The sequence below is a fragment of the Pantoea sp. RCC30.1 genome (genome assembly GCF_058148845.1).
The window spans coordinates 23,502-42,380 of sequence record NZ_JBXUHX010000031.1 but is presented as its reverse complement, the minus strand read 5'-3'; the positions used below and the strand labels follow the sequence as shown (position 1 = coordinate 42,380).

At 54.9% G+C, this 18,879-nt stretch carries 15 protein-coding genes and 1 riboswitch; of the genes, 5 read left to right on the top strand and 10 right to left on the bottom strand.

Annotation, left to right across the window (positions count from 1 at the left end):
* Positions 1-307: 307 nt before the first annotated feature.
* Both murI and btuB read right to left on the bottom strand, forming a co-directional pair.
* Complete coding sequence (murI, locus tag AC2LB6_RS20525) at positions 308-1,159, bottom strand: glutamate racemase (protein ID WP_490094924.1); 852 nt, start codon at positions 1,157-1,159, stop codon at positions 308-310.
* On the bottom strand, positions 1,104-2,984 hold the full coding sequence (gene btuB, locus AC2LB6_RS20520; RefSeq protein WP_490094923.1) for a TonB-dependent vitamin B12 receptor BtuB: 1,881 nt from the start codon (positions 2,982-2,984) through the stop codon (positions 1,104-1,106). The genes murI and btuB overlap by 56 nt, the downstream gene beginning before the upstream one ends.
* Before the next feature lie 70 nt (positions 2,985-3,054).
* Positions 3,055-3,237: riboswitch (cobalamin riboswitch) on the bottom strand.
* A 98-nt stretch (positions 3,238-3,335) separates the two neighbouring features.
* On the opposite strand from btuB, the gene trmA reads away from it, so the two are divergent.
* The gene (gene trmA / locus AC2LB6_RS20515) at positions 3,336-4,439 is read left to right on the top strand and encodes a tRNA (uridine(54)-C5)-methyltransferase TrmA (RefSeq protein ID WP_490094922.1); all 1,104 of its coding nucleotides are present in this window, start codon (positions 3,336-3,338) and stop codon (positions 4,437-4,439) included.
* A gap of 40 nt (positions 4,440-4,479) precedes the next feature.
* Here trmA and AC2LB6_RS20510 read toward each other — a convergent pair whose 3' ends face one another.
* Complete coding sequence (locus AC2LB6_RS20510; RefSeq protein ID WP_490094921.1) at positions 4,480-4,833, bottom strand: YijD family membrane protein; 354 nt, start codon at positions 4,831-4,833, stop codon at positions 4,480-4,482.
* Between the two features lie 14 nt (positions 4,834-4,847).
* Entirely contained in the window at positions 4,848-5,495 is a 648-nt protein-coding gene (gene fabR, locus AC2LB6_RS20505; protein ID WP_490094920.1) for an HTH-type transcriptional repressor FabR, read from the bottom strand.
* A gap of 192 nt (positions 5,496-5,687) precedes the next feature.
* Between fabR and sthA the strand changes: the two genes are divergently transcribed.
* Positions 5,688-7,088, top strand: coding sequence for a Si-specific NAD(P)(+) transhydrogenase (gene sthA, locus AC2LB6_RS20500; RefSeq protein ID WP_090967168.1), 1,401 nt, complete (start codon positions 5,688-5,690; stop codon positions 7,086-7,088).
* On the opposite strand, the gene oxyR is transcribed toward sthA, so the two are convergent.
* Positions 7,071-7,988: a DNA-binding transcriptional regulator OxyR gene (oxyR, locus tag AC2LB6_RS20495; RefSeq protein WP_419140697.1), complete on the bottom strand. Its 918-nt coding sequence runs from the start codon at positions 7,986-7,988 to the stop codon at positions 7,071-7,073. The two genes, sthA and oxyR, sit on opposite strands and share 18 nt — an antisense overlap.
* 124 nt (positions 7,989-8,112) lie before the next feature.
* Here oxyR and AC2LB6_RS20490 point away from each other — a divergent pair, with 124 nt between their 5' ends.
* Positions 8,113-8,847: a glutathione peroxidase gene (locus AC2LB6_RS20490; RefSeq protein WP_490094919.1), complete on the top strand. Its 735-nt coding sequence runs from the start codon at positions 8,113-8,115 to the stop codon at positions 8,845-8,847.
* Between the two features lie 120 nt (positions 8,848-8,967).
* Here the strand turns inward: AC2LB6_RS20490 and argH are convergent, their stop codons facing one another.
* From argH to argC, 4 genes are all read right to left on the bottom strand, one after another.
* On the bottom strand, positions 8,968-10,341 hold the full coding sequence (gene argH / locus AC2LB6_RS20485; protein ID WP_136197288.1) for an argininosuccinate lyase: 1,374 nt from the start codon (positions 10,339-10,341) through the stop codon (positions 8,968-8,970).
* A gap of 90 nt (positions 10,342-10,431) precedes the next feature.
* Positions 10,432-11,649 carry an argininosuccinate synthase gene (locus AC2LB6_RS20480; protein ID WP_490094918.1) on the bottom strand — a complete coding sequence of 406 codons (1,218 nt, stop codon included), beginning with the start codon at positions 11,647-11,649 and terminating at the stop codon, positions 10,432-10,434.
* 24 nt (positions 11,650-11,673) lie between these two features.
* Positions 11,674-12,450 (bottom strand): acetylglutamate kinase, encoded by a 777-nt coding sequence (gene argB / locus AC2LB6_RS20475; protein ID WP_098052047.1) that lies wholly within the window; start codon positions 12,448-12,450, stop codon positions 11,674-11,676.
* Positions 12,451-12,464: 14 nt separating this feature from the next.
* On the bottom strand, positions 12,465-13,469 hold the full coding sequence (gene argC / locus AC2LB6_RS20470; RefSeq protein WP_490094917.1) for an N-acetyl-gamma-glutamyl-phosphate reductase: 1,005 nt from the start codon (positions 13,467-13,469) through the stop codon (positions 12,465-12,467).
* 167 nt (positions 13,470-13,636) lie between these two features.
* Here argC and argE point away from each other — a divergent pair, with 167 nt between their 5' ends.
* The gene (argE, locus tag AC2LB6_RS20465; protein WP_136197221.1) at positions 13,637-14,785 is read left to right on the top strand and encodes an acetylornithine deacetylase; all 1,149 of its coding nucleotides are present in this window, start codon (positions 13,637-13,639) and stop codon (positions 14,783-14,785) included.
* Positions 14,786-15,138: 353 nt separating this feature from the next.
* The gene (gene ppc / locus AC2LB6_RS20460) at positions 15,139-17,790 is read left to right on the top strand and encodes a phosphoenolpyruvate carboxylase (protein ID WP_490094916.1); all 2,652 of its coding nucleotides are present in this window, start codon (positions 15,139-15,141) and stop codon (positions 17,788-17,790) included.
* Positions 17,791-17,885: 95 nt separating this feature from the next.
* On the opposite strand, the gene metF is transcribed toward ppc, so the two are convergent.
* Complete coding sequence (metF, locus tag AC2LB6_RS20455; RefSeq protein ID WP_419140690.1) at positions 17,886-18,785, bottom strand: methylenetetrahydrofolate reductase; 900 nt, start codon at positions 18,783-18,785, stop codon at positions 17,886-17,888.
* Positions 18,786-18,879: the final 94 nt, after the last annotated feature.

The following is an 18,879-nucleotide window of genomic DNA, read 5'->3' as shown; positions in this document are numbered from 1 at the left end:
TATTTTTTACGTCCGGAGACGCTGATATCAATCCTGCGAGTGCCCACACAGATTGTCTGATAAATTGTTAAAGAGCATGCCGCGATTTACTGCGGCGCGGGCTGCGTATATTACGCTTTCCGCATTGTAAGTCAAGCATTTATTTTCGCTTAACTCACTGGTTCGTATGATTTCGAACCTACTCAACCCGGCGCTTCGTAAACCGTTGTGCCGTGTCAGTGGAGGCGCATTATAGGGAGTTCTCGGAGGCTGACAAGAGCTAATTTCAAATAAAATTCCGAGTGCTTCTTTTTTCAGCTAAAAGCCGCTAAAGCGTCAGTTTTTCCAGCAACGGGAAGCCATAACGCTGTAAAACGGGTGATAATTGTACCGCTTCGCCATCCAGATCCGTGCAGAATGCGACGTTCTGTTGCGAAGAATTTACTTCAGGCGCGTCATGCTCCAGGAGCCAGGCAGTTCGTCGGGCAATTGCCGCACCGGAATCAATCAGACGCGTCCCTTCAGGTAACACCTGCTGCAGCTCCTCGCGCAGTAAAGGGAAGTGCGTACAGCCTAAAACAACCGTGTCCGGTGGTTCAGCCATCCGCAGCCACGGCTGAACAATACGGCGCACCTCATCCAGTGCAACCTCAGCACCGTGTAGCTTAGCTTCGGCCAGTTCCACCAGCTCCGCAGATCCCAGCATCTCGATGTTGCAGGAACCGGCAAATTGCGCCACCAGCTCATGGGTATAAGGGCGGCGCACCGTAGCCCGCGTCGCCAGCAACCCGACCACACCATTTCGCGTCAGGCGCGCGGCAGGTTTAATCGCCGGAACCACACCCACGACAGGAAACGCAAAACGTTCACGTAAAGCGGGCAATGAAACCGTGCTGGCCGTATTGCAGGCGATAATGACTAACGAGAGAGGATAGCTGCGGGTAATGGCCTCAACGATAGCGACCACCCGATCCACAATGAAGCTTTCGCTTTTCTCGCCGTAAGGGAATCCAGCGTTATCGAAGGCGTAGAGATAATGAAGATCCGGCAACAGCTGACGGACCTCATCATAGACAGAAAGCCCACCGACGCCAGAATCAAACACCAGCACGGTGGGACGCAAATCAGAAGTTGTAGCTGCCGCTGAGGTAATACTCTCGTCCTGGAGTCTGATAGCCATACACTGTCTCGTAATCTTTATCGAACAGGTTGGCAATTCTACCACGAACCGTGAGTTGTGAAGTGACAGGATATGAGACGGCGAGATCCCACAGGCTGACGCCACCTAACTCCACGCGACGGCTGGGCGTGCTGTTGAAGTCGGTATCATAACGGTCACCCAGATAGTGATAAGTCACGGACCAGTCAAACTCATACAGCGTCCAGTCGAGCTGATACTTCACCTGCTGCTTAGCCCGGCGAATAAGTGGCTGATCGGTACTGCCATCCCGCGCATCGACATAATCATACGAGAGCTGATGCGTCAGCGGCCCGGTATCGAATCCTGCCGTGGCTTCAACGCCTTTAATACGTGCCTGCTCAATGTTGTAGTAACGGGAGGTCAGCGGATCACCTTCAATCAGATTATCGATGTCGTTGCGATAGCCCGATACCCGCCAGTTCACCGGCCCGCTCAGGCCTTCAAAACCCCCTTCCCACTGCTTACTTTTTTCAGGATCGAGGTCACGATTACCGTAGTCCGGGCTGTAAAGCTGCGACAGTTTGGGTGCTTTAAAGGCGGTGCCATAAGAGGCGAACGCGCGGTAGCCGGAGATAAATTCCCAGGAGGCCGCCGTCTGCCAGGTGTTATGCCAGCCGAACTGATTGTTATCGTCACCACGTACCGCTCCTTCAAGGGTGATGCTGCCAAACTGTTGCTGACCGGTCAGGTAGAGGCCGGTATTACGCTGTTCATAGCCTTCTGATAAATAGTTCGTACCCGGTTCAGTTGTCTCTTTCTGCCAGTCAACACCCGCACTGATGGCGCCCTTCCCCACCTGCACGGTATTGCCCCACTGCAGATTGTACTGAGTGACATCATCAAAGGTCGACGCAGCACCGTAGCGGCCATTGCGCGGATCGTAGTTAATGTCTTTGGTATGGCCATAACTGGCGATGAGCTGGGTAGAATAAAAGTCGCGGTTGAAGCGTAACCCGGTGTCCCATGTCTGGCTATAGAGCTGACGGGTATCCGCCAGACCGATGATATTAGTGAAGCTGTCATCATAGGTGTATGACCCATCGTAGGCGGTACGGTTATCAAAGCCATAGCCGCGCACAAAACCACTGACCTCATCGCTGAACTGATGCTCAAGGTTGCCATACAGGGTTTTGCTCATGAAGCCGTCGCGATCGTGCTGCGCCGGACCATAGTCATTGGGATAACCCGCTACTACGTCATACCCTTTGGTATAGGTGTAGTTGCCTGCCAGGGTAAGCTTTGTCGCATCGCCCAGCATCTGTTGGGTGGAGCCGTCGTAAGATTGATAACCGTTGGACCCCATGCCCGCCGTCAGCGTGCTGCCCGATTGTGATCGACCCGTAATGATATTCACTACGCCGCCAATCGCGTCAGAACCGTAAACCGCAGAACGCGCGCCGCGAATATATTCGATGCGCTGTACCAGCGACAGGGGGATCTGACTGAGGTCCGACGAACCGGTGATACCCGCCTGATTAAGCCGGATACCATCAATCAGGATCAGCACATGACTGGACTCGGTGCCCCGAATAAACAGCGAACTCTGCTGCCCTAACCCGCCGCTTTGCGTGACATCGACACCCGGCAGACGGCGCATTACATCCGTCAGGCTTTTGGCCTGCCAGCGATCGATTTCATCACGCGTGACGACGGTAGTGGGAGCCAGCACCCCGGAAACAGGTTCGGCAAAACGGTTGGCGGTGACTATTTGCGTATCATCATTCCCCTGCGCAAAACCGTTTTGCGCCCAGAGAGAAATCGCCGTTGCGCTCAGAGCGAACAGCGATGCCGTTTTTTTTGTCATTTTTAATCGCATCCATAAGACGAAGCAGGATGCCGCAGGCCGACAATCAATAGCACGCGATGATTGTACGAGTAGCGACGTTACACCGGCAGGTCTTCGGGCTGGGAACCATAAATGATGATGACTTCCCATCCCGGAGGACAGTGTCTGCAATTGCACTCATCACGACATTCCTTACCGCTGCGCGTCAGCTCCAGATTCACACTGGATTCCCTATTAACTCGGGCTTGAGGCCGGCGTCTGCAGTCTACGGAGTGGAGATACGGAAGTCCAGACAGCCGCTGCAGGACTGGACATCAGCAAGTGAATGCCTACAATCGCCCGCTGGTAAGCTATTAATCAGGATTGCTCATGACACCCGAACATCTCCCCATTGAAGACTATGACGCACAGCTGGCGGAAAAAGTCAGTCGTTTAGAGACGATAATGACGCCGTTTGCTGCGCCCGACGTGGAGGTGTTCCGTTCGCCGGTCAGCCACTATCGGATGCGCGCCGAATTCCGCCTGTGGCATGACGGCGATGACATCTATCACATCATCTTTGATCAGCAGACACGCGAGCGGATCCGGGTTGATCAGTTCCCGGCGGCCAGCCAGTTGATCAATCAGCTGATGCCAAAGATGGTCGCCGCGATCCGTGATAACCGCACCCTGCGTCATAAACTGTTCCAGATCGACTATCTGTCGACCATGAGCAATCAGATTGTGATTTCACTGCTCTATCACCGCAAGCTGGATGATGAGTGGCAGCAGGCAGCCGCGGCGCTGCGTGACCAGCTGCGCGCGGAAGGGCTGGATGTGCAGCTGATTGGCCGTGCGACTAAGACCAAAATCTGTCTGGATCGCGACTATGTGGATGAGTGTCTGCCGGTGGCGGGTCGCGAGATTATCTATCGTCAGGTCGAGAACAGTTTTACCCAGCCTAACGCGGCGATGAATATTCAGATGCTGGAGTGGGCGCTGGATGTGACCCAGGACTCACAGGGCGACCTGCTGGAACTCTACTGCGGTAACGGCAACTTCTCGCTGGCGCTGGCGCGCAATTTCCGCCGCGTTCTGGCGACTGAAATCGCCAAGCCCTCTGTTGCGTCGGCACAGTACAACATTGCCGTGAACCAGATTGATAACGTGCAGATCATTCGCATGGCGGCGGAAGAGTTTACTCAGGCGATGAATGGCGTGCGCAGCTTCAATCGTCTGGAAGGAATTGATCTGACCAGCTACGAATGCGAGACAATATTTGTCGATCCGCCGCGCAGCGGACTGGATGAAGAGACGGTGAAAATGGTGCAGGCATATCCGCGCATCCTTTACATCTCCTGTAACCCGCAGACCCTGAGCGAAAATCTGCAGACGCTGTCAGAAACGCACGATGTGACACGGCTGGCGCTGTTTGATCAGTTCCCTTATACCCATCATATGGAATGCGGCGTTCTGCTGACGCGTAAAGCGTAAACAAAAACGGGAACCCTGAGGTTCCCGTTTTCATTTATCCCTACTGATTACGCTTGCGCTTAAACCGCGTCGCAATCCAGAACACCAGCGCCACCATCAGAACGGTGGGAACGAAGTTGGAGCCAATGTCCGGGTATTCTGCCCGCACCAGCGCGCTATAAACCAGAATCCCCAGCAGGAAAAACGCCGCCGCGAGTCCTGGCATGCCGTCCGGCATATTGGTGTTGAGATAACGCTGATGCAGAGACCAGGCCGCCAGCCCCAGCGCAATCAGCGGAAAAATCGAAAAGGGAACAAAGGCGCTAAACAGCACAGAAAACGAGCCGTTAATCGCTAAGCCGGTAATAAAAGCCAGTGCCAGAGTGCTTTTATCGCGGGTACCTGGGTGGGTCATGGACTAATCCTTACTCATTGCTCTTCGGGTTTTTCCAGGGTGACCGCCAGTCGTTCCTGCTCACGGCGGTACCAGTAATAAGCGCCTTTGGCGATCATACGCAGCTGTAACACCAGCCGATCCTCAAGCTTACGTCGCTGCTCAGTATCAACATCCAGTGCTTCTGCACCGGCGCTGAAAACAATGGTCACCATCGCTTCAGCCTGCGCTTCGGTAAAACTGCGCGGCATGCGATTTTCGACCTCAAGATAATCGGCCAGTTCAGCGATAAAGTGCTGAATTTCGCGCGCCACGGCAGCACGGAAAGCGGCAGAGGTGCCGGAACGTTCACGCAGTAACAGGCGGAAGGCGTTGGGATTGTTGCCGATGAACTCCATAAAGGTCGACACCGACGTCTTAATGATGCTGCCGCCTTTAGCGATACGCTGGCGCGCCTGGCGCATCAGCTGTCGCAGCATCAGCCCGCTTTCATCTACCATCGTCAGGCCAAGCTCATCAACATCCTTGAAATGACGATAAAAGGAGGTAGGTGCAATACCAGCTTCACGGGCAACCTCCCGCAAACTCAGACTGGCAAAACTGCGCTCGGCGCTGAGCTGACTGAAAGCTGCTTCAATCAGTGTACGTCGTGTACGTTCTTTTTGTTGCGCTCTGACGCCCATTCTCTCTGCCTTTAGCGGTGTTGTGCAGGCACTATAACAAAATTTTCAGCGTACAGATTGGCAATCTTTGTCACCGCCTGTGAACCTCACTCTTTGTCAAAATGTGATGAAAATCGCTGATAGAATTCAGAAGTGCGCGACGAGATGTTAGAATCTCGTTGTAAAAATGTATAAATAATAGGACGTATCGGTATGCAAAAGTCTTACGATTACGATGCCATTGTGATTGGCTCAGGGCCCGGCGGTGAAGGGGCGGCGATGGGGCTGGTAAAACAGGGAGCGCGCATCGCCGTGATCGAACGCTACCACAACATCGGCGGCGGTTGTACGCACTGGGGCACCATCCCTTCTAAAGCCCTTCGCCACGCTGTCAGTCGCATTATTGAATTCAACCAGAACCCGCTTTATAGCGATCATACCCGACTGCTTCGCTCCTCTTTTGCCGACATTCTCAATCACACGGAAAGCGTGATCAGCCAACAGACAGCCATGCGTCAGGGCTTCTACGAGCGTAATCGCTGTGAACTTTATCAGGGTGATGCGCATTTCGTTGATGCCAATACCGTTGAGATTGAGCAGCCTGATGGTACGCGTGAGACGCTGACGGCAGAGAAGTTTGTTATCGCGTGTGGTTCACGACCTTACCATCCTGACGATGTCGACTTTACCCATCCCCGCGTTTATGACTCCGACTCTATCCTCAACCTGCACCACGAACCAGGCCACGTCATTATTTATGGCGCTGGCGTGATTGGCTGTGAATATGCGTCGATTTTCCGTGGTCTGAACGTCAAGGTTGACCTGATTAACACCCGTGATCGCCTGCTGGCTTTCCTTGATCAGGAGATGTCAGACTCTCTCTCTTACCACTTCTGGAACAGTGGCGTGGTGATTCGTCACAACGAGGAGTTTGAGAAGATCGAAGGCGTGGAAGATGGCGTTATCATGCATCTGAAGTCGGGCAAGAAAGTCAAAGCGGACTGCCTGCTTTACGCTAACGGCCGTACCGGTAACACCGATTCGCTATCACTGGAAAATGTCGGTCTGGAAGCGGATGGTCGTGGCCTGCTGAAAGTGAACAGCATGTATCAGACGGCTCAGCCGCACATCTATGCTGTCGGTGATGTGATTGGTTATCCGAGTCTGGCCTCAGCCGCCTACGATCAGGGCCGTATTGCCGCGCAGGCGATTATCAAAGGGGAAGCCACAGCGCACCTGATTGAAGATATCCCAACCGGTATCTACACCATTCCGGAAATCAGCTCCGTAGGTAAAACCGAGCAGCAGCTGACGGCAATGAAGGTGCCTTACGAAGTGGGACGCGCGCAGTTCAAGCATCTGGCGCGGGCGCAGATCGTGGGTATGAACGTCGGCAGCCTGAAGATCCTGTTCCATCGTGAAACCAAAGAGATCCTGGGGATCCACTGCTTTGGCGAGCGTGCCGCCGAGATCATCCACATCGGTCAGGCGATCATGGAGCAAAAAAATGGTGGCAACACGATTGAGTACTTCGTGAATACCACCTTTAACTATCCGACCATGGCCGAAGCCTATCGCGTTGCGGCGTTAAACGGCTTAAACCGCCTGTTTTAACGCAGCGTCAAAATAGTGCTGCATGTGGGTCTTAATCGCCTCTGCCAGCTGTTCATAACGGCTGCGCAGAGGTGAACCCGGACGATAGACCAGCGCAATCGTGCGCTGTGGCACCGGTTTGTAGCAGGTGAGATAGCAGACACCATCGCGAATACGCTCTGGTGGAACTGCCAGCGCCGGTAACAGCGTAATGCCGCTGCCTGCCGCCACCATATTGCGCAGCGTCTCAAGGCTGGTCGCGCGGAAATGGGTATCTTCATCGGCACCCGCCTCAAAGCAGAATCCCATCGCCTGGTCACGCAGACAGTGCCCATCTTCCAGCATCAGCAATTTCTCGCCGGCCAGATCGGACATTGGCACACGGTCACGATCGCACCACGGATGATCGGCATAGACTGCCAGCTTCATCGGTTCATCAAACAGCGGCACTTCGATAAAGGCCTGGCTCTCTTTGACCAGCGCGACAATCGCACAGTCCAACTTGCCGCTGTCGAGCTGCGCCAGCAGCTGCTGCGTCTGCGCTTCGTGCAGATACATCTCCAGTTTCGGGAATGTCTGGTGCAGCGTCGGGATAATCTGTGGCAATAAGTAAGGCGCGGTAGTCGGGATGAGGCCGATATGCAGCGGACCTGACATCGCTTCCCCTTGCTGACTCGCCATCTCTTTCAGCACTTTCACTTCACGCAGCACCGTTCGCGCCTGATCCACCAGCAGCAAACCTGCCTGCGTGAACAGCACTTTACGGCTGGTGCGCTCCAGCAGCATCACACCCAGCTCATCTTCCAGCTTCCGGATCTGCCCGCTTAACGTCGGCTGACTGACATGGCACGCATCCGCAGCACGTCGGAAATGACGGTGTTCAGCAAGCGAAACCAGATATTCAAGATCACGAATATTCATTATTACCCTCCAAACCACGATAGCCCGTGGCGATAGATAGAATAGCAATGAACGATTGGCCCTATCAAGGGTGGTTAGGAATAATGCGCGCATCAAAAGGAACGTGGTATCTCAGGAGAAAAAAATGTTTGCAAGTCAGGAAGGTAAAGCTATTCCGCCAGTGATTTTTCACACGCGTCAGGGCGATCGCTGGGTCGATGTCACCACCGAAGCGCTGTTTAAAGACAAAACGGTGATTGTTTTTTCACTGCCGGGTGCCTTTACACCCACCTGCTCCTCCAGCCATCTGCCACGTTATAACGAATTAGCGAGTCTGTTTGCTCAGCAGGGCGTGGACAGTATTCTGTGCGTCTCGGTGAATGACACTTTTGTAATGAACGCCTGGAAAGCAGAACAACGCGCCGACAACATTACCTTTATCCCTGATGGCAACGGTGAATTCACCCGTGGCATGGAGATGCTGGTTGAGAAAGCCGATCTCGGCTTTGGCCCGCGTTCATGGCGCTACTCGATGCTGGTACGTAACGGCGTGGTAGAGAAAATGTTTGTGGAGCCGAACAAGCCGGGCGACCCGTTTGAGGTTTCCGATGCCGATACCATGCTGCGCTATCTGGCGCCGGAGTGTAAAGCCCAGGAGTCGGTTTCCATCTTTACTAAGCCAGGCTGCAGCTTCTGCACCCAGGCAAAACAGATGCTGATGGATCATGGCATCCAGTATGAAGAAATTGTGCTGGGACAGGATGCGACAACCGTGAGTCTGCGCGCCGTTTCAGGCCGGGCAACGGTACCGCAAGTCTTCATAGGCGGTCGTCACATTGGCGGTAGTGAGGATCTGCAACAATACTTGCTGTCAGCCTAAAAGAATCTGAGCGTCGGCCGGGAGAGCGGGCGCTTTGATGATGTGCCTATAAAAAAAGTAGTAATTCTGAAGCTAGAGGTTGGCGGGCATATAATGTGCCCGCTTTTTTTTACCTGCTGATTACGCCAGACGCTGCTTAGCGTCACCGATGGCACGCGCAACCTGCTGTGGCGAGACACCGCCCTGCGCATTACGCTTATCCAGGCAGGATTGCAGCGCCAGGATCGGATAGACATCCTCACCAATCACCGCACTGAACTGCTGCAGCTGCGCCAGCGACAATGCTTCCAGCGCCACGCCCTGCCCGATAGCGGCCACCACTACTTCACCGACGATATGGTGTGCTTCACGGAACGGCACGCCTTTGGCGACAAGATAGTCGGCCAGCTCGGTGGAGTTTGCGTAGCCCTGTTCAGCCGCTTCCTGGCAACGCGGACGTTTAACCTGCAGGCCATCCAGCACCAGCACTGACATATGCAGGCAGTCGAGCCAGGTGTCGAGCGCGTCAAACAGCCCTTCTTTGTCTTCCTGCATATCTTTATTGTACGCCAGCGGCAGACCTTTGAGGGTCATCATCATGCCGGTCAGTGCACCCTGCACCCGACCACACTTGCCGCGAATCAGCTCCAGCGCATCCGGATTTTTCTTCTGCGGCATCAGCGATGAGCCGGAGGTCACTTTATCTGACAGCTCGATAAAGCCCGCTTCGCCAGTGTTAAAGAAGATCATATCTTCGGCAAAGCGCGAAAGATGCACCATACCGATAGCCGCGTCAGAGAGCAGCTCCAGCACGTGATCGCGGTCTGATACGGTATCCAGACTGTTGCGCGTGGCGGAAGCAAAGCCCAGCCAGCCTGCCAGCTGCTGACGATCGATCTCGTAGGCAGTACCGGCCAGTGCGCCACAGCCCAGCGGGCTGACATCAAGCCGCTTCAGTGTATCCTGCAGACGGCTCTCATCACGCGCCAGCATTTCAACGTAGGCCAGACACCAGTGTGCAAACGTCACCGGCTGCGCACGCTGAAGGTGCGTGTAACCTGGCATCACGGCATCCTGATTGGCTTCAGCAGTCACCACCAGCGCCTGCTGCAGTTCACGTGAGGCACCCAGCAGCGCTTCAATTTGCACCTTGCACCACAGTTTCAGATCGGTCGCGACTTGATCGTTACGGCTACGGCCGGTGTGCAGCTTTTTACCCAGCGAGCCGACTTTGTCGATCAGCTTGCCTTCAACCCAGCTGTGAATATCTTCGGCGTCGCTCTGGAGGATCTGCTCAGGATTCTCACGTACTTCATCCAGTAACGCATTCAGAGCTGCTTCCAGTTGCTGCTGCTCATCCTGAGTCAGGACATTGACCGTCACCAGCGCTTTGGACCAGGCAACAGAGCCAATGATGTCCTGCTCTGCCAGGCGGTAATCGAAGCGCAGCGAGTCATTAAACTGTTTAAAACGCTGATCCGCTGCCTGAGTAAACCGTCCACCCCAAAGTGCCATGTGAAAACTCCTCTGAATCGTTAAACAAGAGGCGACATAAATGCCGCCCCTGAATTAAAACTGTGAGGCGAGGCGCACCCCGCCTGAAAATTACTTCTTCTGCTCGTTCAGGGCGCGGATACGCGAAGAGAGCGAGAACAGACGGATAAAGCCGCCCGCGTGACGGTGATCGTAAACTTCATCTTCACCGAAGGTGGCGAACTCTTCCGAGTAGAGGCTGTTCGCAGAACGCTTCTGGGTGGCAGTCGCCTGGCCTTTGTAGAGCTGCAGCACCACTTCACCGTTAACTTCTTCCGCCAGTGATTCGGCAGCAGCCTGAATCGACTTACGCAGCGGGGCAAACCAGCGACCGTCATAAACCACGTAAGACATCTCGTGCCCCAGCTGCTCACGCCATTTGAAGCTATCGCGATCCAGCACCAGCTGCTCAACCGCACGCAGCGCATTAACCATGATGGTGCCGCCAGGGGTTTCGTAGCAGCCGCGGGATTTAATGCCCACCAGACGGTTTTCAACGATATCGATACGGCCGACGCCATGTTTTGCGCCCAGCACATTCAGTTTTTCCAGACACTGGAACGGACTCAGTTTTTCGCCGTTAACCGCCACAACCCGACCTTTCTCTACGGTCACTGTCACCTCTTCAGGCTGGTCAGGCGCTTCCAGCGGATCGACAGTCCAGACCCAGCAATCTTTATTGGGTGCATTGGCCGGGCTTTCCAGCACGCCGCCTTCGGTGGAGATGTGCCAGGCGTTTTCGTCACGGCTGTAGATTTTTTCCAGCGATGCGGTGGTCGGGATGTTGCGCTCTTTCAGGTAGTCCAGCAGCGCTTCACGTGAACGCAGGTTCCATTCACGCCACGGTGCCACCACTTTCAGCTGTGGTGCCAGCGCGGTGTAGGTGGTTTCGAAACGCACCTGGTCATTCCCTTTACCGGTTGCGCCATGACACAGCGCATCCGCGCCCACTTTCAGCGCCAGCTCAACCTGCGCTTTAGCAATGATAGGACGCGCCATAGAGGTGCCCAGCAGATAGGTGCCTTCATAGAGTGCGCCGGTCTGCAGTACCGGATAGACGTAGTCGCTGATAAACTCTTCACGCAGGTCAACCACATGGCATTCAGATGCGCCAGACTGCAGAGCTTTCTTCTCCACACCTTCCAGATCGCCACGCTCCTGACCGATGTCCGCTACGAATGCGACCACTTCACAGCCGCCGTAGTTCTCTTTCAGCCATGGAATGATGGCCGAAGTATCAAGACCACCGGAGTAAGCCAGAACGATTTTTTTGATGTTTTGCGTATGCATTTCGTAATCCTTGAATCAGAGTCGTTAAGCGAGAATCCGGGTGCCAATCGACACGCCGTTAAACAGGTCAGGTAGCCGCTCAGCGTGACGCCAGCTGGCAATATCCACCGGACGGCCCAGCGTACGCGCCGCATCAAGCGCAGCGTGCACTTTAACAATCATGCCATCGGTAATAATGCCCTGGGTAATCAGCTGTTCAGCTTTGTCGGCGGTCATCTCTTCGATGCGCTGACCTTTGCCGTCAAGAATACCACTGACGTCTGACAACAGAACCAGATCAGCGCCCAGCGTTGAGGCCAGTGCGGTCGCCGCCTGGTCAGCGTTGACGTTCATCAGGTCGCCGCTGTCAGTAATACCAATAGAGCTCACCACCGGCATGTAACCGGCCGCCAGCAGGGTGTTCAGCAGCGCCGGATCGCCCGGCGTTGCATGGCCAACATGGCCGAGTTCTTCATCAAACGGGGCGACATTGACGATGCCCGCATCGCCCAGGCAGAGGCCGACCGCGTTGATGCCCGATTTTTTCGCCCAGGCCAGCAGTGTTTTGTTGGCGGTTCCCGCCAGCGCACCAGTAATAATGTCGATCTGGTCGGCTGGGGTGACGCGCAGGCCATTTTTCTTCATCACCGGCAGCGCCAGCTTTTTCATCAGTTCATCCACCAGGCAACCGCCGCCGTGGACAATGATCAGCGGACGCTGATGAGCGCTACGATAGTTCAGCAGCGCTTCAAACAAGCGGGCCAGCGCTTCTTCGCTGTCTAACAGCACACCGCCCAGCTTAATAATCAATGGATTGGTCATGGTTTATTCGTCCGTTAAATCAGTGACTGCGTTTCAGGGAAGCCGAACCGGATGTTCAGGCACTGTACCGCCTGCGATGCCGCGCCTTTCAGCAGGTTATCTTCGGCTGCGACGACAATCAGATGCTCGCCCTGTACTTCAAAACCGATATCACAGTAAGGCAGGCCCACCACGGCTTTCAGCGCCGGTACGCCCTTTTCATAGAGCCGCACCAGTGGCTTGTTGTCATAGGCGTGATGGAAAACGGCGGCGATATCTTCACGGCTGACACCCGCTTTCAGACGGCAGGTAATCGTCGCCAGAATACCGCGCGGGAAGTTACCCAGATGCGGTGTGAAGATCACCGGTGTACCGAGGTGCGCGACGATTTCCGGGTGATGACGGTGATTGAACAGGCCGTAAGGCTGCAGGCTCACTTCGCAGAAGCTGGTGCCGACATTGGCTTTACGTCCGGCACCGCTCACGCCGCTGGTGGCGTTGATCACTGGCCACTGCGCCTCGTTTAACAGTCCGGCATCCACCAGGGGCTTCAGTGCCAGCTGAGCAGCGGTCGGGTAGCAACCTGGCACAGCCACAAGCTGCGCCTGCTGAATTTTCTCATACTGATATTCCGCCAGGCCGTAAACGGCTTTATCCAGCCAGTCACCATGCTGATGGGTGAAGCCATAAAAGCGAGTGTAAAAATCAGCGTTATTGACGCGGAAAGCGCCAGACAGGTCGAACACCACACAACCGGCCTTGAGAAATTCCGGAGCCAGATCGTGACTGACTTCATGGGCTGTCGCCAGGAACACCACATCCACTTTATCTGCCCATTCGGCCGCGCTGCTCAGCGGCTGCAGCGGCAAATCCACCACGCCTTTCAGCTGCGGATGAAGATCGGACAGGCGCTTGCCGGCATCAGGGCTTTGCGCCGAAACCGCCAAAGCGGTTATGTTGATATGTGGATGGCGATTCAGGAAGGTGGCAAGCTCTACACCAGCATAACCACTGGCACCAACGATCAGCGTATTCAACATCAGGCTGTAACCCTTTTTACAGTCGCACGTTCCGGGTCGCGGCCTTGCCCCGTTACCCACCCTGTCATCTGCAGTGATTTATGGTTCCCTTGCAGAGGACGTTAATGTATTTTTATTCACTATTACTGCATGAATATGGATACATCCTAACCCAAGGACCGCCAACAGTGAAGACAAAATTACCGCCTTTTATTGAACTGTACCGCCAGTTAATCGCCACACCGTCGATCAGCGCAACCGATGCCGCACTGGATCAGAGTAATGAAACTTTAATCAATTTGCTGGCCGGCTGGTTCCGCGACCTTGGCTTCAGCGTTGAAGTGCAACCGGTGCCCGGCACCCGCAATAAATTTAATATGCTGGCGCGAACCGGCACCGGTGCGGGCGGTCTGCTGTTAGCCGGCCATACGGATACCGTTCCCTTTGATGATGGCCGCTGGACGCGCGATCCCTTTACCCTGACTGAGCACGACAACAAGCTCTATGGCCTGGGTACAGCAGACATGAAAGGCTTCTTCGCCTTTATTCTTGATACGCTGCGCGATGTGGATGTCAGCACGCTGAGCAAGCCGCTCTATATCCTCGCCACGGCCGATGAAGAGACCACTATGGCTGGCGCCAAATATTTCTCTGAATCGACGCAACTGCGTCCCGACTGCGCCATCATAGGTGAACCGACTTCGCTTAAACCGGTGCGCGCGCACAAAGGCCATCTGTCGAATGTGATTCGTATTGAGGGGAAATCGGGCCATTCCAGCGATCCGGCGCGCGGCGTCAACGCCATTGAACTGATGCATGAGTCGATCACCCATCTGATGCAACTGCGCACGACGCTACAGGAACGTTATCACCATGACGGCTTCGCTATCCCCTATCCAACCATGAATTTCGGCCATATTCATGGCGGAGACGCCGCTAACCGTATCTGCGCCTGCTGTGAACTGCATATGGATATCCGTCCGCTGCCGGGCCTGTCACTGAGCGATCTGGATGGGTTACTGAACGAGGCGCTGGCACCGGTGAGTGCACGCTGGCCGGGCCGTGTTACGGTGGCCGAACTGCATCCTCCGATTCCGGGCTATGAGTGTCCGGCAAACCATGAACTAGTGAGTGTGGTTGAGAAATTACTGGGGACGCCAACCGAGGTGGTGAACTACTGCACCGAAGCGCCGTTTATTCAGCAGCTCTGCCCGACGCTGGTCCTGGGTCCGGGTTCCATTAATCAGGCACATCAACCGGATGAATTTATCGATACGGCATTTATTAAGCCAACACGGGCGCTTATCAGTCAGGTTGTGCAGCATTTTTGTCACTGATTGACAGCAAATGGGGCATTTCACTGTATTAACAGCAAAATGCCCCCTCATTCTGCGGGATTTAACAATAAGAATAACTTATCCCGCTTCCTTCCCGATAAATTCTTCGAATTTCCGTTAGTTAGCTGCATCTTCAGTGCACTTTAACGCATTTGACGAACGCAACATTACGTGGCTAGATAAAAGACGATGTTATGCCCACCGGGTGATTATCCAGAACGTTTCAGAATGCGGACAGGCGGCAACGGAGCGGGTTCCCTGTAGATTATCGGGAACACAATGTTGTTGATTTTTCTGCTGCCTGAAAGGTCGGGTGTAGAAGTTTTTCAAGACGATAAGGGTGTCAGGGTCCAATGAACGAACAATATTCCGCAATGCGAAGTAATGTCAGTATGCTCGGCAAACTGCTCGGGGATACGATTAAGGATGCACTGGGAGAGAACATCCTCGACCAGGTGGAAACCATCCGTAAGCTCTCCAAGTCATCCCGTGCAGGAAATGACACTCATCGTAAAGAACTGCTCAATACGCTGCAGAACCTCTCCAACGAGGAGCTTCTGCCGGTTGCACGCGCTTTTAGCCAGTTTCTGAACCTCACCAACGTAGCTGAGCAGTATCAGACCATCTCGCAGAGTGGCGAGGGTGAAAACCATCCTGAACTGCTGAAAAAGACCTTTGATACCCTGAAGCAGCAGAAAGATATCAGCGAAAGCGACATCCTTGCGGCTATTGAGTCACTGTCACTGGAGCTGGTGCTGACTGCGCACCCGACCGAAATCACCCGTCGTACGCTGATTCACAAGCTGGTTGAAGTTAACAGCTGCCTGAAACAGCTCGATCACAGCGATGTCTCTGACTACGAACGAAACCAGATTATGCGCCGTCTGCGTCAGCTGGTGGCGCAGGCGTGGCACACCGATGAGATCCGTAAATATCGCCCGACCCCTATCGACGAAGCCAAATGGGGCTTTGCCGTCGTAGAAAACAGCTTGTGGGAAGGCGTTCCTGCTTTCCTGCGTGAGCTGAACGAGCAGGTCGAAGAGGCGTTTGGCCTCAAGCTGCCGGTCGATTTCGTGCCGGTCCAGTTCACCTCATGGATGGGTGGCGACCGCGACGGTAACCCGAACGTCACGGCGTCGATTACCCGCCATGTGATGCAGCTTAGCCGCTGGAAAGCCACAGACCTGTTCCTGCGCGATATCGGTGTGTTGATCTCCGAGCTGTCGATGTCCGAGTGCAGTGACGAGATCCGCGAACTCAGCGGCGATCCGGAAGCGCTGGAACCTTACCGTGTGATCCTGAAACGCCTGCGCAGTCAGTTAATGACGACCCAGTCCTTCCTTGAACGCCGCCTGAAAGGCGAACGTCTGCCGCGTCCGGCCGATCTGCTGGTTTCCAACGATCAGCTGTGGGACCCGCTATTTGCCATCTATCAATCACTGCAACAGTGCGGTATGGGCATTATCGCTAACGGTCAGTTGCTCGATACGCTGCGCCGCGTGAAATGCTTCGGCGTGCCGCTGGTGCGTATCGATCTGCGGCAGGAGAGCACCCGTCACAAAGAGGCGATTGCTGAAGTGACCCGCTATCTGGGCCTCGGCGATTATGAAAGCTGGTCTGAAGCGGACAAGCAGGCGTTCCTGATCCGTGAACTGAACTCCAAGCGCCCGCTGCTGCCTCGTACCTGGGAGCCCAGCGATGAGACGCGTGAAGTGCTGGAGACCTGTCGCGTCGCGGCAGAAGCTCCACAGGGTTCTATCGCCGCCTATGTTATTTCGATGGCGAAAACCCCTTCTGACGTACTGGCCGTACATCTGTTGCTGAAAGAAGCCGGTATCGGCTATGCCATGCCGGTTGCCCCGCTGTTTGAAACGCTTGATGACCTGAACAACGCGAACGACGTGATGAGCCAGCTGCTGAGCATTGACTGGTATCGCGGCCTGATTCAGGGCAAACAGATGGTGATGATTGGCTATTCTGACTCGGCGAAAGATGCCGGTGTGATGGCCGCCAGCTGGGCGCAATATCAGGCGCAGGATGCCCTGATCAAAACCTGTGAGAAGGCAGGGATTTCACTGACGCTGTTCCACGGACGCGGCGGCAGCATTGGTCGTGGCGGCGCGCCCGCCCATGCCGCACTGCTGTCACAACCGCCAGGCAGCCTGCGCGGCGGTCTGCGTGTGACTGAACAGGGTGAGATGATTCGCTTTAAATATGGCTTACCGGCCGTGACCATCGCCAGCCTGTCGCTCTACACTGGCGCGATTCTGGAAGCGAACCTGATGCCGCCGCCGGAGCCAAAACGCGAATGGCGCGACATCATGGATCAGCTCTCTGCTGACTCCTGTGCGATGTATCGTGGTTATGTGCGTGAAAATGCGGACTTCGTGCCCTATTTCCGTTCGGCGACGCCAGAGCAGGAGCTGGGTAAATTACCGCTGGGCTCACGTCCGGCCAAACGCCGGCCTACCGGCGGCGTAGAGTCGTTGCGTGCGATTCCGTGGATTTTCGCCTGGACGCAGAACCGTCTGATGCTGCCCGCCTGGCTGGGTGCCGGTGCCGCATTGCAGCAGGCGATGGCAGCCGGTCATCAGGATCAGCTGGAAGCGATGTGTCGCGACTGGCCATTCTTCTCGACCCGTCTGGGGATGCTGGAGATGGTCTTCTCGAAAGCCGACCTGTGGCTGGCGGAATATTACGATCAGCGTCTGGTCGATAAGTCACTCTGGCCGCTGGGTAAACAGCTGCGCGAACAGCTTGCTGCGGATATCAAAGCGGTACTGACCATTGCCAATGACTCACATCTGATGGCTGACCAGCCATGGATTGCTGAGTCGATTGCACTGCGTAACGTCTATACCGATCCGCTAAACGTACTCCAGGCAGAACTGCTGCATCGTTCACGTGCGCAGGAAGCGCGTGGCGATGAGCCGGATGCCCGCGTTGAGCAGGCGCTGATGGTGACGATTGCGGGTGTGGCGGCAGGCATGCGCAATACCGGTTAATCGTGGCCGGGCGCTGATCATTCTCAGCGCCACCCGTCTGCAAAAACAAAAAAGTCGGGACTTTCCCGACTTTTTCATTGGCTGACACGGAGTGATTAAGCCGCTGCTGCGGAAGGACGTACGCCTAAAGTGTGGCAGATGGCGTAACTCATTTCGGCACGGTTCAGCGTGTAAAAATGGAAATCTTTCACCCCTTCACGTGACAGGATTTTCACCATGTCCATCGCAATATTAGCGCCCACCATTTTGCGCGTTTCCGGGTCATCATCCAGACCAGCAAACATCGCGCTCATCCAGCCCGGCACACGCACATTGGTCAGCGTGGCAAAGCGTTGCAACTGTTTAAAATTAGAGACCGGCAGAATGCCCGGCACAATTTCCACGTCGATGCCGGTTGAAACACAGCGATCTCGGAAACGCAGATAGCTTTCGACGTCGAAGAAGAACTGGGTGATCGCCCGGTTGGCACCGGCATCAATTTTTCGCTTCAGGTTAATCAGATCGGCCTGGGCGCTTTTCGCTTCGGGATGGACTTCCGGATAGGCAGCGACGGAAATATCAAAATCGCCGACCTCTTTCAGCAGCGACACCAGATCGCTGCCGTACATTTCTGGCTTACCACTGCCAGGAGGCAGGTCGCCACGCAGCGCCACAATGTGACGAATACCGTTGTTCCAGTAATCCTGAGCGATGGTGCGCAGTTCATCACGCGTGGCATCGACACAGGTCAGATGAGGTGCAGCCTCCAGACCGGTGCGGTCTTTAATGCCTTTGATAATGCTGTGAGTGCGATCGCGCTCACCTGAGTTCGCGCCGTAGGTCACAGAAACAAATTTCGGCTTCAGGCTGCTCAAACGATCGATGGAGGTCCACAGGGTCTCTTCCATTTCGCTGGTACGAGGCGGGAAGAACTCAAATGAAACATTAATTTGCCCGTTCAGCTCAGCCAGGCTCTGGTTTAGCGCTTCGCGCTGATTGGCATGAAAGAAACTCATCCTGCATCCTCATCGATTAATAATCGGCCTTCGAACATCTACACGTTTAGACGTCCAGATGTTCAAAATGACGTAATCCGGGTATGCCGTCAAC